This is a genomic window from Varibaculum cambriense, assembly GCF_022133705.1.
Lineage (GTDB): Bacteria > Actinomycetota > Actinomycetes > Actinomycetales > Actinomycetaceae > Varibaculum > Varibaculum cambriense_A.
In genome coordinates, this window is sequence record NZ_JAKNHJ010000007.1 from 70392 (window position 1) to 88276 (window position 17885).

At 54.9% G+C, this 17885-nt stretch carries 16 protein-coding genes; all 16 read right to left on the minus strand.

All coding sequences use genetic code 11. From position 1 onward, the window contains the following. Nucleotides 1–4: 4 nt before the first annotated feature. Complete coding sequence (locus L0M99_RS04710) at nucleotides 5–1570, minus strand: complex I subunit 4 family protein (protein WP_024059889.1); 1566 nt, start codon at nucleotides 1568–1570, stop codon at nucleotides 5–7. Nucleotides 1571–1589: 19 nt separating this feature from the next. Next, nucleotides 1590–3590: an NADH-quinone oxidoreductase subunit L gene (gene nuoL, locus L0M99_RS04715; protein WP_238127924.1), complete on the minus strand. Its 2001-nt coding sequence runs from the start codon at nucleotides 3588–3590 to the stop codon at nucleotides 1590–1592. A gap of 15 nt (nucleotides 3591–3605) precedes the next feature. Continuing rightward, nucleotides 3606–3905: an NADH-quinone oxidoreductase subunit NuoK gene (gene nuoK / locus L0M99_RS04720; RefSeq protein WP_022864652.1), complete on the minus strand. Its 300-nt coding sequence runs from the start codon at nucleotides 3903–3905 to the stop codon at nucleotides 3606–3608. Next, a complete protein-coding gene (locus L0M99_RS04725; RefSeq protein WP_238127925.1) occupies nucleotides 3905–4930 on the minus strand; it encodes an NADH-quinone oxidoreductase subunit J in 1026 nt (341 codons plus the stop codon). Before L0M99_RS04725 ends, nuoK begins: the two co-directional genes overlap by 1 nt. Next, the gene (gene nuoI / locus L0M99_RS04730; protein WP_238127926.1) at nucleotides 4927–5580 is read right to left on the minus strand and encodes an NADH-quinone oxidoreductase subunit NuoI; all 654 of its coding nucleotides are present in this window, start codon (nucleotides 5578–5580) and stop codon (nucleotides 4927–4929) included. The genes L0M99_RS04725 and nuoI overlap by 4 nt, the downstream gene beginning before the upstream one ends. Next, nucleotides 5573–6922 (minus strand): NADH-quinone oxidoreductase subunit NuoH, encoded by a 1350-nt coding sequence (gene nuoH / locus L0M99_RS04735; RefSeq protein ID WP_024059893.1) that lies wholly within the window; start codon nucleotides 6920–6922, stop codon nucleotides 5573–5575. Before nuoH ends, nuoI begins: the two co-directional genes overlap by 8 nt. Further along, on the minus strand, nucleotides 6919–9522 hold the full coding sequence (locus L0M99_RS04740; RefSeq protein WP_238127927.1) for an NADH-quinone oxidoreductase subunit G: 2604 nt from the start codon (nucleotides 9520–9522) through the stop codon (nucleotides 6919–6921). The genes nuoH and L0M99_RS04740 overlap by 4 nt, the downstream gene beginning before the upstream one ends. Then, nucleotides 9519–10832, minus strand: coding sequence for an NADH-quinone oxidoreductase subunit NuoF (gene nuoF, locus L0M99_RS04745; protein WP_024059895.1), 1314 nt, complete (start codon nucleotides 10830–10832; stop codon nucleotides 9519–9521). The genes L0M99_RS04740 and nuoF overlap by 4 nt, the downstream gene beginning before the upstream one ends. Continuing rightward, a complete protein-coding gene (nuoE, locus tag L0M99_RS04750) occupies nucleotides 10829–11623 on the minus strand; it encodes an NADH-quinone oxidoreductase subunit NuoE (RefSeq protein ID WP_238127928.1) in 795 nt (264 codons plus the stop codon). The genes nuoF and nuoE overlap by 4 nt, the downstream gene beginning before the upstream one ends. Beyond that, entirely contained in the window at nucleotides 11623–12993 is a 1371-nt protein-coding gene (locus L0M99_RS04755; RefSeq protein ID WP_024059897.1) for an NADH-quinone oxidoreductase subunit D, read from the minus strand. The genes nuoE and L0M99_RS04755 overlap by 1 nt, the downstream gene beginning before the upstream one ends. After that, nucleotides 12994–13644, minus strand: a complete 651-nt coding sequence (locus L0M99_RS04760; RefSeq protein WP_238127955.1) for an NADH-quinone oxidoreductase subunit C — start codon at nucleotides 13642–13644, stop codon at nucleotides 12994–12996. 98 nt (nucleotides 13645–13742) lie between these two features. Next, entirely contained in the window at nucleotides 13743–14303 is a 561-nt protein-coding gene (locus L0M99_RS04765; protein WP_024059899.1) for an NADH-quinone oxidoreductase subunit B, read from the minus strand. Nucleotides 14304–14317: 14 nt separating this feature from the next. After that, nucleotides 14318–14686, minus strand: coding sequence for an NADH-quinone oxidoreductase subunit A (gene ndhC / locus L0M99_RS04770; RefSeq protein ID WP_024059900.1), 369 nt, complete (start codon nucleotides 14684–14686; stop codon nucleotides 14318–14320). 103 nt (nucleotides 14687–14789) lie between these two features. Further along, nucleotides 14790–16079: a geranylgeranyl reductase family protein gene (locus L0M99_RS04775; RefSeq protein WP_238127930.1), complete on the minus strand. Its 1290-nt coding sequence runs from the start codon at nucleotides 16077–16079 to the stop codon at nucleotides 14790–14792. A 289-nt stretch (nucleotides 16080–16368) separates the two neighbouring features. Beyond that, nucleotides 16369–17082, minus strand: a complete 714-nt coding sequence (locus tag L0M99_RS04780; protein WP_024059903.1) for a class I SAM-dependent methyltransferase — start codon at nucleotides 17080–17082, stop codon at nucleotides 16369–16371. A 35-nt stretch (nucleotides 17083–17117) separates the two neighbouring features. After that, nucleotides 17118–17873, minus strand: coding sequence for an HAD family hydrolase (locus tag L0M99_RS04785; protein ID WP_238127931.1), 756 nt, complete (start codon nucleotides 17871–17873; stop codon nucleotides 17118–17120). Between the last annotated feature and the right edge of the window lie 12 nt (nucleotides 17874–17885).

Below are 17885 nucleotides of genomic sequence, written 5' to 3' on the forward strand. Positions count from 1 at the left end.
AAGCTCACTTTCCGGTCCCTTCTACTTGAAACGCCACATCCTGGGTGACAATCACCTGATCGGCAACCTGTGACATTGGATCAACCAGCGGTTGTGGATGCAAACCAATCACCAGCATCAGCACGATCAACGGGGCAGCGACTCCCCAACGTTCCCGGTTATCCAAATCCTTAATCGACTTGCGATGTTCCGGAGCCTTTCCGGTGAAAATCTTTTGGTAAGGCAAAAGCACATAAACCGCGCCCGCGACTACTCCCACCAAGCAGAGCACTGCTACCCACTGGTAGAGGCGGAAGGTACCAATCAGTACCATCAGCTCCGGCACGAAACCAGAAAGACCGGGCAAGGCAATGGCAGCTAATCCAGAGATTAAGAAGGTACCGGCAATCAACGGAGTCACCCGCTGCATACCGCCGTAAGCCTCAATGTCTTGGCTATGTCCGCGCTCAGTGAGGAACCCGCCAATCAAGAACATACCCGCGATCGAGAGGCCGTGCGCCACCATATAAACCATGGCACCAGCCAGCGCCACGGTGTTGCCAACATAGATACCCAGCACCATCAGACCAAAGTGCGCTACCGAGGTGAAGGAAATCAGGCGCATTAGATCCTTTTGCGCCAAAGCCGTCAGTGAACCCCAGATTACGGAGATCACGGCCAGAATAATGAAAGCCAAGGCGGCACGCCGGGAGGCATTCGGGAAGATGGTCAAACATAAAGTGATCATCCCGAAGGTACCGATTTTATCCAGGATTCCTACCAGCAGAGCAGAGGTTCCCGGACGGGCGTTCTCGGCGGTGTCTGCAAGCCAGGTGTGTACTGGCACCATCGGCGCTTTGACCGCAAACGCGATAAAGAAGCTGATCATTAGCGCCATTTCTACCCCGGGGCTAGCTTGCAGCTTTCCGGCCAAGTTCTCTATGAGGTACAGGCGAGCGTGCTGCTCATTAGAGGCCGCAGCCAGCGGAGAGTAAACATAGATTCCCACGATGCCGATTAGCATAACCAGTCCGCCTGCCAGGGAATAAAGCAGGAACTTCATAGCTGCGGCTTTCCGTTTTGCCCCATTTCCGTAGCGGCCAACCAGGAAGAACATCGGTACTAGCATGGCTTCAAATGCCAGGTAGAACACGAAGACGTCACGAGCTGCAAAAATCAGCATCATAAATGCCAGGGTGGCTAAGGTAAGACCCACATACCCGGCGTCATCGTAAGGTTTGTTCTCGCCTTCTACATCATGCGCCGAAGCAATCAGCACGATCAAAGTGAGCAGTGCCGAAAGCACTAGCATTGCCAGTCCGAGGCCGTTTACACCCAGCGCCCAAGAAACTCCCAGGGCGCGAATCCAACTGTGGGTTTCTGCGAACTGGTACGCGGCCGCTTTACCGTAGTCAAAATTCAGCGCCAGGTAGATGGTGCCCAGCAAGACCAAGGCGGATACTGCGAGACCGATCTGCCGCGCGGCAATCCGTGTTGGCTTTATCAGCCACAGCGCCAAAGCCGCCAGGGCTGGCAGCACTACTAGCAGCGTTAGCACCGGGAAAGTTGAGTTCAAGACTGTAATTTCCATTTATCTTTTCCTCCTGCCCCTAAACCAATTGGCTTCCGACAACCAGGACCAGGGCTAAAAGCACGCCGCCCAGAATGTAACTGGCGTATGCACGGATGTAGCCATTTTGTACATGGCTAAGGGCACGTCCTAGAGCCCCAGCACACCAGGCGATCCCCCGAACGATGCCATCTATGAGGCCGCGGTCAGCGCCCCCAACTCCGACAGTAAGTAGCTGTGCCGGTAGCATGGCGACCGACTCGTTAACCGTGTCCTGATACAGATCCACTCGAGCCGCTTCCACCAGGGCGTTGGAGGCCGGAGCAACTTTCGGTACCGGCTTGCGAACGTACATTACGAACGCCAAAGCCAGCCCGCAAAGAACCAGGATCAAAGTGATTACCGAAATCGCGACGTGGGATAGCACGGAAACCGAAGCGTTTTCCGTAGCAGCTGCAGTGCCAGTAACTGGCTCGAGCCACTGGGTGAACTTATCGGTGAAGCCTAACACCATCCCCATGGCCAGAGAGAACACTGACAGCACCACGATCGGTCCGTTCATCAACCAGGAAGCTTCATGCGGATGCACATCGCTGCCACCGTCAAACTCGGTTGTCCACCGCTTTTCGCCATGGAAAATCATGAAGAACAGCCGCGACATGTAGAACGAAGTGATTCCCGCGCCCACCATGGCGATCAATCCGAAGATCCAAGCCCCAGTGGTTCCAAAGGCCGCCGAGTTAAAGGCAGCTGCGATAATCGGTTCTTTGGAGAAGAAACCCGAGAACGGGGGAATCCCCAAGATCGCCAACCAGGCAATACCAAAACAGATCCAGGAAACCTTCATTACCGTACGCAGACCGCCGAACCGACGCATATCTACCTGCTCGTTCATCGCATGCATTACCGAGCCGGCGCCCAGGAACAACTGGGCTTTGAAGAATCCATGTACGAACAGGTGGAAGATAGCTAGTGTCCAGCCGATGGGCCCCAAACCAGCGCCAAGCATCATGTAGCCAATCTGGGACATAGTGGAGGCAGCCAGTACCTTCTTCATATCGTCCTTGGCACAACCCACGATTGCCCCGAACAGTAAGGTGATCGCCCCGACGATTGCCACACAGAGCTGGGCAGTCGGAGAGGCCACAAAGATATCGCCAGAACGCACAATCAAGTACACACCGGCGGTAACCATGGTGGCCGCGTGGATTAGTGCCGACACCGGGGTGGGGCCGGCCATAGCGTCGCCGAGCCAGGCTTGCAGCGGGAACTGCGCGGATTTACCGCAAGCAGCCAGTAGCAAGAACAGCCCGATGGCAGTAGCCCAGCCGCCGGTCATATCCCCCGAGCGAGAAGCTCCCAGTACATCGACGAACTTCATGGAATTGAATTCCGCGTACATGGCCATCATGGCCAGCAGCAGACCCAGGTCACCGACGCGGTTCATTACGAAGGCTTTCTTGGCGGCTACCGCATTGGCTAGTTCGTGATTCCAGAAGCCGATCAACAGGTAGGATGCCAGGCCGACGCCCTCCCAACCGAAGAACAATGCCACATAGGAATCCGATAGCACCAGCGTCAGCATCGAGGCCACGAAGAAGTTCAGGTAGGCGAAGAAACGTCGCCGATCCGGATCGTGTTCCATATAGGCCACGGAATAGACGTGGATCAGAGAACCCACAAACGTAACCAGCAGTACGAAGGTCATCGAGAGCGGATCCAGGAGCAGATTCCAGGAAAGCTCAATGGTCTCATTTCCGCCTCCGGCCTTAAACCAGGTAAACACCGGAGCTAAAATCGATCTTTCAGCTGGCGCCTGCCCGATCATTTGGCAGAAAATAATAAAGCCGATCAGGAAAGAGCTCCAGGAGGCAGCAACTGCCAACCAGTGTCCCCATTTATCGGTAACCCGACCACATACCAGCAGAAAAGCGGAAGATAACAGTGGAATTGCCACCATCAGCCAAGCGTATTCCGCTAGTCCCGTAGCCGACACATTTGCCATTTGCTCTGCCGCGGTATTTAGCAACAACGAGTTCATTACTTTCTATACCCCCTAGCGTCCCATCAAACGCACTTCATCGACCGAGGTCGAACGACGCGTCCTAAAGATCGAGACGATGATCGCCAGGCCTACCACCACTTCTGCGGCGGCTACCACCATGACGAAGAAGGCCATCACTTGCCCTTCAATGTTTTGATGCATATTGGAGAAAGTCACCAGCATCAAGTTACAGGAGTTAAGCATCAACTCCACTCCCATCAGAGCGATTACCGCCGAGTGGCGGGTCAAAACGATCACCGCACCGATGAAGAAGAGGATGACTGCCAATACTAGATATGAAGTCAAAGACATTATTCACTGACCTCCGTTTGTGAGGCATCCAGGTTGGATGCGGCCGGCGGATCGCTAGGGGGCGTTCCCTCAATCTTGGGGGTGACTACCCGGGTCTTAGGGGCGTTCAATCCACTAGGAGCGTCTTGGCCGGCCATCCCCCAGGCTCCAGATTTAGCAACTGCTTTCGAGGCCGCAGTGGAGTGTACCCCTTGCGCGGGGTTCGCTCCGAGGTCGGCGCGAATCTTCTCTACCAAGTGAGGTGCCGCTTCTCCCAGCGAGCGGTCAGCGTTGCGGGCACGCAGCGCCGGGGAAACCGAGTTGACGATCGGACGTTGATCTTCGCCTGAAATGTTGGGAGTGTCGGTCGCGTTAGTAGTTTGGTAAACACCCGCGGCGGGCTGTTGACCGGGATGAATACCCCGTTTAGCATAATCTTCCATCCGCGCCTGCGCCGTCTCGGGCTGCTTAAACAGCTTATGGAGACGATCGCCGTGAGTTAGCGACACCGCCGCGACTACCGCGATGATCAGCAGACAGCCGATTACTTCCATAGTGTAAATATGCTCGGTGAACAGGCTCATCGCGATCTTGACCGGGTTAGAATCGGTGGTACCTTGGGGTGAGCCAGTAGGCATATCCGGAACTTGACCAAACTTTGGTAAATACGCCTTGACTAGCATAACTGCCACGAAAATCGCTCCGAAAGCACCGGCACAAATTGCACCCCAGCGGAGGAAACGACGGGTACGCAAGTAGTTATCCGAGGCAGCGACCCCCACCATCATGATAATGAACAGTATCAAGGTCATGACGGCGCCGGTATAGACCACGACTTGCACTACCCCAATAAAGTAGGCCCCCTGCGAGGCGTACATCATCGCTAGGCAGAGCATTACCCCTACCATGCAGATCGCAGAGTGTACTGCGGTTCGGCAAAACAGTACGCCGAGCGCTAGCGCCACCATGATTACTGCCGTGACCCAGAAGAATACGGTTTGTCCCGTACTAAAATCTGTAGCTGCGGCTTGGGCTAGCAATGTCATTGCTGAACCTCCTTAACCCCCGACTGTTTAAGAGTCGGATCGTCTGGACGGTGCTCGGCGACCCAATCACGTTGCGCCTGGGTCACACCGGTCACCTTCCCCCGGTAATAATCACCATCGGTGGTTCCTTCCACCATCGGGTGCGGAGCCGAAAGCATCCCGTCCTCAAGAGGAGCGAGGATCTGATCTTTCTCGTAAATCATAGTTTCGCGGTGATAATCCGCCATCTCAAAATCATTGCTCATGGTAAGAGCTCTGGTGGGACAGGCTTCAATACACATTCCGCAGAAAATACAACGCAGATAGTTGATTTGGTAAACCCGGCCGTAACGCTCCCCGGGTGAATACTGTGCCTGCGGAGTATTAGCCGCGGCCTCTACATAGATGGCATCCGCGGGGCACGCCCAGGCACAAAGCTCACATCCGATGCATTTTTCCAAACCATCGGGATAGTGGTTCAGCTGATGGCGTCCGTGAAACCGTGGTTGCACATGCGGCGCCTCATAGGGGTATTGCTCAGTTACCGTGGGACGGAAGAAGGAGCGAAAAGTAACCCCGAATCCGGCTACGGGAGCGAAAAACTCGCCTAACGCGCCCTTTTCATCGGGCTCAAAGCTCATATCTTCCCTGGTGGGATTGCGTTTACTCATTTGATTCCCCTTCGTTGGCTACCAGGTGATCTTCCCCGGCACTCGCCCGCACCAAGGAGCGCGGACTGGGAGGTAGTACTTGCCCTGGCAGAGGTGGCACCGGATATCCGCCTTTAAAAGCGTCAAAGGGCTCGCTGGCTGCGGCATCCTTTTGTGCTTGCTTTTCTAGAGCCTTGCGATCGGCCTTGCCCCCGGTTATCCAAATAATGATAAGGGCAACTACGAAGACGGCCGCAATCGCCATCATTCTTTGCGAAATACTGCCGATTCCATAGACGGTAACTACCCGCATCACGACTACCACTACCATCCAGGCGATCGATACCGGCAGCAGAATCTTCCAACCGAGCATCATTAACTGGTCATAGCGAACCCGCAGCAGGGTACCGCGTACCCAAATCATGAACCACATGACCGCCCAAACTTTGATTCCAAACCACAGGAATGGCCAAAGTCCGCTGTTGAGCGCGCCCCCGAGAATCGCATCCCCACCGGGGAAACGCCAACCACCCAGGAACAGGGTCACGCAGATCCCCGATACGTTAAACATGTTGATGTATTCCGCCAGGTAGAACCAGGCGAACTTCATCGAGGAGTACTCGGTCATATGCCCAGCGACGATCTCACCTTCACATTCAGGCAAGTCGAAAGGCAAACGGTTAACTTCACCCATCATCGAAATCACGTAGATTACGAAAGCGGGGAAGAGGGCGACGCACCACCACATGGGGCTTTGCGCAGCCACAATCTCCGAGGTTTTCATGGAACCGGAAACTACGAATACTGATACCAGAGACATTCCCATTGCCAGCTCGTAGCTGATTACCTGCGCCGCGGAGCGGGTTGCACCATAAAGCGGCAGGTGCCCGTTGGACGCCCAGCCGCCGAGGATAATACCGTAAACGCCCAGACCTGCAACGGCGAGCATATAAAGCACCGCCACATTAGAATCGGTCAGCTGTAAGGGGGTGGAGAAACTGCCAATATGCAGATCGGGTCCGAAAGGAATCACCGCGTAAATGCAGAAGGCACAAGCGGCGGTAATAACCGGTGCCAGTAGATAAAGCACCTTGTCTACATTCCGTTTGAAGATATCTTCTTTAGTTAGTAGCTTGATGGCATCGGCTAGCGCCTGGAAAAGCCCCAGTGGACCGTGCACATTCGGCCCCGGTCGGGTCTGAATTCGCCCCAGGCCGCGCCTTTCCACCCACAGGGCCATGATCACACTGATAATCAGCCATGCCACGATGAATACTGCCTTTATCAAGGTTATCCACCAGGTGTCATTACTGAAATCAGCGGCACCAGTACTACTTGCGCTTAGCAGGATTGTGGTATTCACTGCTGCACCTCCGCATTGGGCTCTAACTGGACTAAGGCGCCACTGGTGACGCCCAAAGATTCATACACGTGTGAGCCGGCTGAACATTCGGGCACCCACACGACACGCTGCGGCATTTTGGTTAGTACCACGGGCACCTGGATTTGTCCCCCGTCCGTTATCAGGCTGATAGCGCCGCCATCTGTTATGCCAAACTCTTGCGCAGTTTCCGGGCTGATACGCGCAAACGAGGCGCGCCCAGCCGCTTGCATATCGGTGGCTCCCACCTGCAAAAGACCTTCATCGATCTGAGTCTTATGGCAAGTGATCACCACTTGCTTATCGGGGGGAGTTACCAACTCGGCAGGGGTGGCACCTGCAAACGTTACCCGTTTGCCATCCCAGTCCATAAGCTCATTAGCTTCCGCGTAAAGGGACTTCAGGGAATCAATCCCCAATTCCACTCCCATCACTTGGGCTAACTTGCCCAGCACTTCCCAGTCCGGCATGTCATGGGAAACCAGGGCCTGTCCGAAGGGACGCAATCGGCCTTCCCAGTTAATAAAGGTACCGGGTTTCTCCGAAACTGGCGCCACCGGGAAAACTACGTCCGCTGCCTGAGCAGCCGGCGTGAGATTAACTTCCAGGGAAACCACGAAGGAGGCCGCAGCTAAGGCTTTTTGCGCTAACTCCTGATTTGGCAGGTCGCGCAAGTCTAGACCACCGAGCACCAGGGCAGACAGTTCCCCAGAGCATGCGCCCTCTAGAATCTTCTGCGTATCACGGCCAGGAGTATCTGGCAGTTGCGCATTCCAAGCAGCAGCTAGATCACTGCGGGCTTCCGCGTCCCGCGCATCGCGGCCAAAGGGCAACAAGCCGGGTAAAGTGCCGGCTTCTACTCCCCCGCGTTCGCCGCTGCGGCGCGGAATCCAAGCTAGCCGGGCTCCACTGCGAGCTGCCAAATCATTAACAGCCGCTAGTAAGCCCGGAACGGTACCGGCGCGTTCGCCAACTACGATTACTGCGTCCTCGTCTTTAAGGCCGGCAAAAACTGTACCGAAGTCCCCTTCGGCCTCTGCTTTTACATTGGCTACTACTTCCGGCTCAGTTCCGGGAGCGGCGAACAGTACGGTGGCGGCAGTTTTTACCGAGGAGGGAGAGGCGAAAGGAGCCACTGTAGCTACCTTTACGCTTCCGGAGCGTACCCCTTTACGCAACCGCAAGAATACCGCACCGCATTCGTCCTCAGGTTCGAAACCTACCAATAGCACTTGACCGGCTTTTTCGAGGTCAGAGTAGGTTATTGGCATTCCTGCACCCGCGAAATAGGCGCCTAAGAAAGTTTCTTCTTCCCGGCCAGCCGCGCGGGTGCGCTGATCAATATCATTAGTTCCGCAAACAACGCGAGCAAACTTGGACCAGGTGTAGGCGTCCTCGAAAGTTAGCCTGCCACCGGGGAGGAAACCAACTTTTCCTTTCCCAGCTGCTGCCAGTCCCTTAGCGGCGCGATCAAAAGCATCCGACCACGAGGTAGGAACCAGTTTCCCGTCCTCACGCACCAGCGGAGTTTTAATCCGGGAAGACTGGAATTGCCACTGGTAACCAAAGCGATCTTTATCGGTGATCCATTCTTCGTTTACCTCCAGATCCTTTTGCGCTAGGCGTCGGGTGATGGTTCCGCGACGAATATCGGTGCGCAAAGCAGAACCAGAAGCGTCCTGTTCGGTGACTCCCCGGGTGGAAACCAAATCGAAAGGCCGTGCCCGGAAGCGATAACGTTTTGAGGTCAGTGCCCCTACCGGACAGATTTGAATGATATTGCCCGAGAAATAGGAGCTAAACAGCCTGCCTGCCTGGTCTTTCTCGTCCACGCCAGCGCCGATGGCGGCCGGGGAAGAAAGCGGAGCAGGTTTGCCGTGAGAGTCCGAAAACGCTTCAGCACCGGGATTGAGGCGAAGGCTCGGGTGAGAACCGTCAGAATCGGAGATTCCCAAGATCTTCTGGTCAAAGGCGCCAATGTTTTCACCCATGAAATCGTGATCGTCACGGGGAGAGGAACCGCCCCCGCGTCCTTGCAAAGCGATGAAAGAGTCGCCCGCAATCTGGTTAGCGAACCGCACACAGCGCTGACACAGCACGCAGCGTTCCCGGTCAATCAAAATCTGGCTAGTAAGCTCTACCGGTTTTGGCCACAGCCGCTTTTCATCACTAAAGCGGGTATGCAAAGTGCCATGCGACATGGCTTGATTTTGCAGTGGGCATTCCCCGCCCTTATCGCAAATCGGGCAATCCAGGGGGTGGTTAATCAACAGGAATTCGGTAATCCCGTGCTGAGCTTTCTGCGCTACTTCCGAAGTCGCGGCAGTTTTTATCTCCATCCCGGCCATCGCGGTCATCGTGCAGGCTGGCTGAGGCTTGGGCATGGGACGAACTACCCCATCACGTCCCGGCATCGCCACCTCTACCAGGCATTGCCGGCAGGCTCCTGCCGGGTCTAGCAGCGGATGGTCACAGAACCGCGGAATATGGATTCCCAGTTTTTCGGCTGCGCGAATTAGCAGTGTACCTTTAGCGACCTCAATGTCCTGGCCGTCAATATTGATTTGGACTTGCTCACTCACAGGGCGCCTCCTTTATTAAAAACCTCCGAGGCGGCGGGCGGGAATGCCTCCCACCAGGGAGTCGTATATCCGGCCTCGAACTCTTCGCGGAACTTGTCGATTCCGCTACGCACCGGGGTGGCCGCTGCATCACCGAGGGCGCAGAAGCTGCGTCCCGCGATATTGCCGGCAATATCGTAAAGCAGGTCTACATCGCCCTCTTGACCTTTGCCGGCCTCTAAGCGGTGCATTATCTGTTTCATCCAATAGGTACCCTCACGGCAGGGGGTGCATTTACCGCAAGATTCATGCTGGTAGAAATCAGTCCAACGGCTAATTACCCGTACTACGGAAGTAGTTTCATCAAAGACTTGCAGGGCGCGGGTTGCCAGCATGGATCCGGCGGATGCCACGTCCTCGTAAGTTAAGGGGACATCTAAGTCATCGGCGGTAAATAGCGGAGTCGAGGATCCACCCGGGGTGTAGAACTTTAAGGTGTGCCCCTCGCGAATCCCGCCGGAGTATTCCAGCAGTTCGCGCATGGTAATTCCAAACGGTGCCTCATAAAGACCCGGATGTTTAACGTGTCCAGAAAGGTTAAACATGCCGTAACCTAGAGATTTGTCTTGTCCCATCGAGGCATACCATTCCACCGAATTACGGAAGACCGTAGATACCTGGGCAATAGTTTCGGCGTTATTGATTACCGTAGGACGAGCATAAAGCCCCTTGACTGCCGGGAAGGGCGGTTTCAAACGGGGGTGCCCTCGCTTGCCCTCTAAGGAATCCAGCAGCGCGGTTTCTTCCCCGCAAATATAGGCACCGGCACCGGCGTGGGCAATCAGCTTCAGATCACCCAATAACCCGGCATCTTCGGCCTCTTTAATTGCCACTAGCAGGCGATTATAGGCGTGAACGACTTCGCCCCGGATATAGATAAAAGCGTGATCGCAACCGATAGCCAAGCAGGTGATGGCCACCCCTTCGATAACCGCGTGCGGATTAGCCAAAATCATCGGGATATCTTTGCAGGTACCCGGCTCGGATTCGTCGCAGTTAACGGTCAGGTAACGCGGACCGCCGTCATCAGGCGGTAGGAACGACCATTTCAGACCAGTACCGAACCCGGCACCACCACGTCCGCGCACGCCGGCTTGCTTGACTGCATCCAGAATTTGCGCCGGTTCCATTTGCTTGGCTTTTTCCAGGCCGGCGTACCCGCCAGTTTTCTGGTAGGCCTGCAGCGTCCAGCTCTCCGGCTCCCGATACTGTTTAGTGATAATCGGGGTCAGCGGAACCCGGCGGATCTCAGACTTTCCGTTTTCGCTCACTTGTCCGCCTCCTTATGATCAGCAGAGGAATGCTCCTTGCCGACCGGATCTTTTCCGGCCTCATTAGCAGCACCGCCCGAAGCTGTATCCCCAGCCTGAGCAGCTTCAGGTTCTCCAAACTGCCCGGGGTCAGGGGCTTGCATACCTTGTTCTTCGGCTACTTTTAGTCCCCACAAACTGGCGGGACCGGCAGCCACGCCCTGATTTGCAGTCTCGGGATTAGGGAATCCGGCCAAGATCCGGCTGGCCTCTTTGAAAGTAGGAGCCGCCTCGGATCCTCGCGTGGGATGCACCGGTTTTCCAGCTTTAATATCGCGCACCAATTGCACCGCTGATTCGGGAGTTTGATTATCAAAGAACTCCCAGTTAACCATGACTACCGGCGCATAGTCGCAGCCAGCATTGCATTCCAGTGCCTCAAGAGTAATCTTGCCGTCAGCGGTAGTCTCATCATTTCCGACCTCTAGTTCTTTTTCTAGAGTCTCCATGATGTTATCCCCTCCGAGGACGGCGCAGAGGGCGTTGGTGCATACCCCCACGGTGTATTCACCGTTAGGGTGCCGTTTGAACTGGGTATAGAAGGTGGCAACCGCGCTGACTTCCGCCCGTTGGCAGTTAAGAATATCGGCGATTAGTCCGATACCGTTGGAGGTGACGTATCCGTCGATGCTCTGCACTAGGTGCAGCAACGGGATCATAGCACTGCGTTCGTGCCCCTGTGGATAGCGAGCAATAATTTCCGCTGCTTCTGCACGGAACTTTTGCTCGACCTCAAAATCGTAAAAACTCATTAGCGATCGACACCTCCCAGGACGGGATCCACACTGGCCAGCGTGACGATCAAGTCAGAGATCGTACCGCCTTGTGCCATTAGGGATAAGGACTGCAGGTTAGCAAAGCTGGGGTCACGGAAGTGCGCCCGATAGGGACGAGTGCCCCCATCTGAGACCACGTGTACTCCCATTACGCCTTTAGCGTGTTCCACCAGCTGCGTGGCCTGGCCAACCGGTGCTCTAAAGCCTTCGGTCACCAACTTGAAATGTTGAATCAGGGATTCCATGGAGTTACCCATGATCTCTTTAATGTGTTCGGGAGAGTTACCTTGCCCGTCGGTACCTACGCTCAGCTGTGCCGGCCACTTAATTTGTGGATCGGAAATCATCACCGGTTCGCCCTCGGTTTCATCCAGGCGATCCAGCACCTGGTAGATAATCTTGAGGGATTCGTAACATTCGTCGAAGCGAACCACAGTCCGGTTATAAGCATCGGACTGGTCAGCTACGGGAACATCGAACTCGAAGTTTTCGTATCCACAATAGGGCTGCATCTTCCGCATATCCAGGGGATATCCAGCTGCCCGCACGGAAGGACCGGTCATAGACATCGCCATGTGTCCCGATAAAGGCAAAACCGCTACATCGCAAAAACGAGCCTTAAAGATCGGGTTCTGCAAAGTTAGATCCTGCAGCTCGTTGATATCACGGCGGGTCTTGGGGAGCAGATCACGAATATAATCGGTGCACCCAGGCGGCAAATCTTGTGCCACCCCACCGGGACGAATATAGGCGTGGTTCATACGCAAACCGGTGATCTGTTCGAAGATCCGCAGGATTTCTTCGCGTCCCCTGAACCCGATAGTCATCATGGTGGTAGCACCGAGCTCGTTACCACCGGTGGCGATGGCCACCACATGCGAGGCAATCCGGTTTAACTCCATCATTAGGATGCGGATTAGGTTAGCCCGCTCCGGGATCTCAGCGGTTTTCTTTAGAAGTTTTTCTACTGCCAAGCAGTAGGCGACTTCCTGGAAGAAGGGGGCTACATAGTCCATTCGGGTGCAGTAGGTAACCCCCTGCGTCCAAGTACGGTATTCCATATTCTTTTCGATACCGGTATGCAAGTATCCGGTTCCCACCCGTACATCGCGAACGTATTCTCCATCGAGTTCCACAATCAGGCGTAATACCCCGTGGGTCGAGGGGTGAACCGGTCCGATATTCATCACGACCCGCTCATTAGCGAGTTTTTCGACTTCGGACGCCATCTCTTCCCAGTCTCCGCCATGCAGATCGTATTGCGGAGTGTCCTCGGTTACTAGACTGTCGAGGGCGGGACCGGCAGCTCGGAGCAGGGGGCTGTTCTTTTCGTCAGTGTATTTCATTTAGCTGTATGACCTCCGAGAATCGGCGGGCGGAACTGTCGCGCCCTTAAATTGCACCGGGATACCGCCTAACGGATAGTCTTTCCGCTGCGGGTGTCCTACCCAGTCGTCGGGTAAAGCAGTTCTGGTCAAACCGGGATGACCGGTAAAGATAATTCCCATCAGATCCCAGGTTTCGCGCTCCCACCAGTCATTTCCGGGATAGGTAGCTACCACCGAGGGAATCCGAGGATCAGATTCCGGGCAGGTAACTTCTATACGCAGCTGGCGGTTATGGGTTGCGGAAAAGAGCATATAGGCTGCGTGCAGCTCTTTCCCGGTGTCATGCGGATAGTGCACGCCGTTAACACCCAGGCATAGCTCAAAACGCAGATCTTGATCGTCGCGGAGCCATCTGGCGACCTGTGGCAAGTGCTGGCGGGCGATAAAAATAGTCAGTTCATCATTGTCGACTACCACTCGCTCGATTACCTGTGCTATTTCCAGGTCAGACTGTTCGATAAGCTCTTCTAAAATATCCACCACTTCATCGAACCAAGAGCCATAGGGACGTCCGCTTTCAGCCGGCATCTGGCGACGCAATTGCATTTCAGTGAAACCGGTGGTGTCACCGTCATCGTGCACCCCGAATAGACCATGGCGGGTACCCATATCTGAGCCGGCCGTAAAACCGCGCGGAGCGGTTACCTCGACTGCTACTGGCCCGTCCTCAACATCGGAATGGAGGACTACTGTCTTGTCGTCTTCGCTCACGCCAACAGTCCTTTCATCTGGGAGGTAGGAGTCGCTTCCAAGGCTGCCTTTTCGGCTTTACGGGCGATCTCCAGCCGTTCTTTTTGCGTAATAGGAGTGCGGTAGTGGATCTGATCCCACAGCACCATAATCGCGTGGATCAGGGCTTCGGGACGCGGGGGGCATCCGGGCAGATAGACGTCAACTGGAACTACGTGGTCGCAGCCTTGCACTACCGCATAGTTATTGAATACCCCGCCGGAGGAAGCGCAGGCACCCATGGAAATAACCCATTTAGGCTCTGGCATGGCATCGTAGCAATTGCGGATAATCGGCGCCATCTTCCAGGAAACCCTGCCCGATACAATCATCAGATCTGCATGCCGCGGAGAGGCGCGGAAAACTTCCATCCCGAAACGAGAAATATCGAAGCGCGGGGTGCCGGTGGCCATCATTTCGATAGCGCAGCAGGCTAGCCCCATAGTCACCGGCCAGACACTAGCTTTACGGTTAAGACCCATAAACTTGTCTAGGCTGGTGAGGGCGACTCCTGCCGGCAGCTCATTATCAAAAGACATGCTGTACCTCTCTCTTAATAGTCCAGTCCGCCGCGGCGCCACTCATAAATATAGGGCACCAGCACCAACACAATGAACAGTAGGATGTCGATCAATACCGGAATGGCCATCACCTGACCAAAATGCCCAATTGATACCGCGAACGGGTATAGGAACACCATTTCCACGTCGAAGACAATGAACGTCATCGCAATCAAGTAGTACTTAATCGGGAAACGCCCGCGAGCGTCCTCGTGAACATTGGGATCAATCCCGCATTCATAAGTCGCCAGTTTGGTGCGGGTCTTGCGCCCCGGGCCGAGAACTGCCGACAGTACCAAACCGCCGACGGCCAGCACAATCGCGACCGCACCCATGATTAACAGTGATGCCGATGGACTCATTTGGCCTCCACATCCTTTTTATCCGCTCCGCTAGCTTTAGCGAAGTTACTGCTGTAGTTTCCGGTTAGATTCCGGATTAGTTGTTCTTTCTGACCGATGTTCTTCATGACGGTATTACCACCTTAGTCAGAATTCGCAGCATCTTGTCGGAGGCTACTCCGCCGCGGCGTTCATAACCATCAGAAAGCATCTTATGGACAAAGCGCATCAGCGCCGGTTTATCCAACCCGTACTTGGTACAGGCATGCATAATTTTGGGATTCTCGATCAGACGCACAAACACACGACCCAAACTGTAATAACCCCCGTATTGATCTTGCAGGTCACGAGGGTATTCCCGGAGGGCGAGTTCTGCTTGTGCGCGCGTGGTACGTCCCAGCGCCTGGATTAAAGCGTCAGCGGCGCGCCGTCCGGCGAACATCCCCGGGGCGATTCCTTCCCCGTTGAAAGGAGATACCATTCCGGCAGCGTCACCGACCAAAAGTAGTCCATTTTCGTAAGCCGGTTTGCGATTAAATGCCATTGGCAAGGGGGCAGACCGCAGCGACCCCACCATATTTTCCTCGGTCAGTCCCCATTCCTCGGGCAGATTAGCGACCCACCGTTGGAAGATCTGTTTGTACGGCAACTTGGTGGATTGGGCTCCCGAGGATACTGACCCTAAACCCACGTTGACCAGCCCATCACCCATCGGGAATAGCCAACCGTACCCGGGAAGCAAATTGGATTTACCGGGTTTGCCATCCCACAGCTCTAGATGCGATTCCATCATGGTTTCATTGCCCCGGGGAGAGCGGAAATACGCCCGCGCAGCTACCGCTAGCGGACGATTCTTGAGGGGAGTGCGCCCTTGCCGCGAAGCCAGCCGGGCATTCGCTCCCGAACAATCCACCACGTATTGCGCGCTGAAACTGACTTCCTGTTTCTTGCGAGTCTTAGGATCGCGCTTTATGGCGCTGACCCCGCGGGCATATCCATCACCATCGGTGAGTAAGTCCTGAACCACGGTATTTTCCACCAGCCGGGCACCCGCGGACACTGCCTGTTTAATTAGCCGGTGGTCTAGCTGGGTGCGCTGGCGGGTAAGACCATAGGCGGGCAGGGATCCGTTTTTCGGCCACGGCAAAGTAATCCGATGTCCGCCCCCGATTACGCTCAACCCGTAGTTGGGCTGCCATCCTTCTGCTAAGGGATTAATCCCCATCGCCAAAATTTCTTTAACCGCTCCGGGGGTTAGACCGTCACCGCAAATTTTGTCCCGTGGGAAAGCAGATTTTTCTAACACGAGGATGTCAATGCCGGCTTTAGCTAGGTGATAGGCCGTGGCAGCCCCTGCCGGGCCGGCACCCACTACCAGCACCTGACAGCGATCGCCTGCAAGCTGATCCGCCATGCCTGAACGCCCCTCCCGTGCCATGTTTCGTTCCTGCCTCTACCTTGATGTCGGTAGGCAAACCGAGGATTTTAGGCAGCCTCCTCACGCCTGTCCTAGGCTAACCTGCTTTTTTATTTGCCTAAAGCCACAGAGGTTTACGCTGGCAAACCTAATTATTCCAGGACCTAAGTCCATGACATATTCTAAGTGATTAAGCAAGGGATTTATTACTTAATTAGATACGACTTTCAGGAAATCTCCATATTTCCCGGTCATAGCCATTCGTAGTTATCCGAGTAATCAGCTATTAGTTCTCTTTAAATGCGCGATGAATCGCCACCGTTCCTAACGTTAGATTGCGATAAGAGACCTCACCCCAACCATTTTCTTGGATTAGGTGCCCCAAAGTCTCTTGGTTTGGCCAATCCAAAATGGAATCAAACAGGTAAGTGTAGGCATCTGAATCTGAAGAGACCAGGCGTCCGGCAGTGGGCAATACGTTGCGCATGTACAGCTCGTATAGCCGGGCAATCAGGGATGAGGGCGGGGTCGAGAACTCCATAATCGCCAGCTTGCCTCCCGGCTTGGTTACTCGCGCCAGTTCCCGCAGTGCCTTCGCCGGATCATGCATATTCCTAAAACCGAAAGAGCAGGTAACAGTGTCGAAAGACTGATCCGCGAAAGGTAGGTCATGGGCATCACCGACAACAAAGTTAAGTTCGCGGTGACGTTTTTTCCCCTCCGCTACCATGCCTGCCGAAAAATCGCAGCAGGTAACTTCGGCGCCTGCCCGGTGGAAGCTCAGGGAAGAAGTGCCGGTGCCAGCGGCGATGTCTAGAATCTTTTGCCCTGGTCGCGGTGCCACCACTTGCTGCAGACAGCGCCGCCAAATCCGATGCTGCCCGAAAGTCATCACATCATTAGTCAAGTCGTAACGGGCGGCCACCTGGTCAAACATTCCAGATACTTCTTCGGGCTGCTTATCTAGACCAGCGGCTGCCGGCGGTTTCTTTTCGCTCAAAATGGCTCCTTCTCAGTAGGCATTTGCCAGGTTACTCAGAAACGTTGCCCCAATCCAACCAGGTTAAAACCGCGCCGCTTGGCCTTGGCTTTTTGCAGGGCTTTACTGATCCGGGAGCGACGGCGAAAATCGATCACCGGCCACCCGCGCTGCAAGGCGCGCACCCGCAACCAAATATCAGGATTAATAGCCGAAGGCTTGCCCACCAGGGTTAGTAGCGGCATATCGTTATCGGAATCTGAATAAGCAAAACAGGATTGAAGGTCGTAGCCGCGCTCTGCCGCCAGCGCCTCCACCCGATCCCGCTTGCCTTGGGCGTGCATAAGTTCGGATGCTAGCCGCGCCTCGTAAATCCCACCTTTCACCGCAACTTGGGTGCCGATGCCTCCGGTAATCCCTAAACGCTCGGCCAACATTTGGGGAAGTTCCGAGGGCGCGGCGGAGATCAACCAAATATCGTGCCCGGCTGCCTGATGTCGTTTTATGAGTCCTTGTGCCTGCGGGAAAAGCTTTTTCTCTAATCGGTCGCATACCCGCTGCGAAATGGCCATAATCTCTTCGCAAGTATGCCCGGCCATCACCTGTAAAGCCCGAGTTTTTACCTGTTCGATACGCTTTTGATCTTCTCCCAACACCACATAGAGAAAGGCGTGACGCGCGGCAAAGAATAGGTCGGAAATCCCAAAAAATCCGTGTCTAAAAAGCTCGCGAGTGAGTATCCAGGAACTAGCTCCCCGAATCACGGTTTCGTCAAGATCGAAGAAGGCTGCTACCTTCGGTTCTGCGCTCACGCCTCTAGCCTA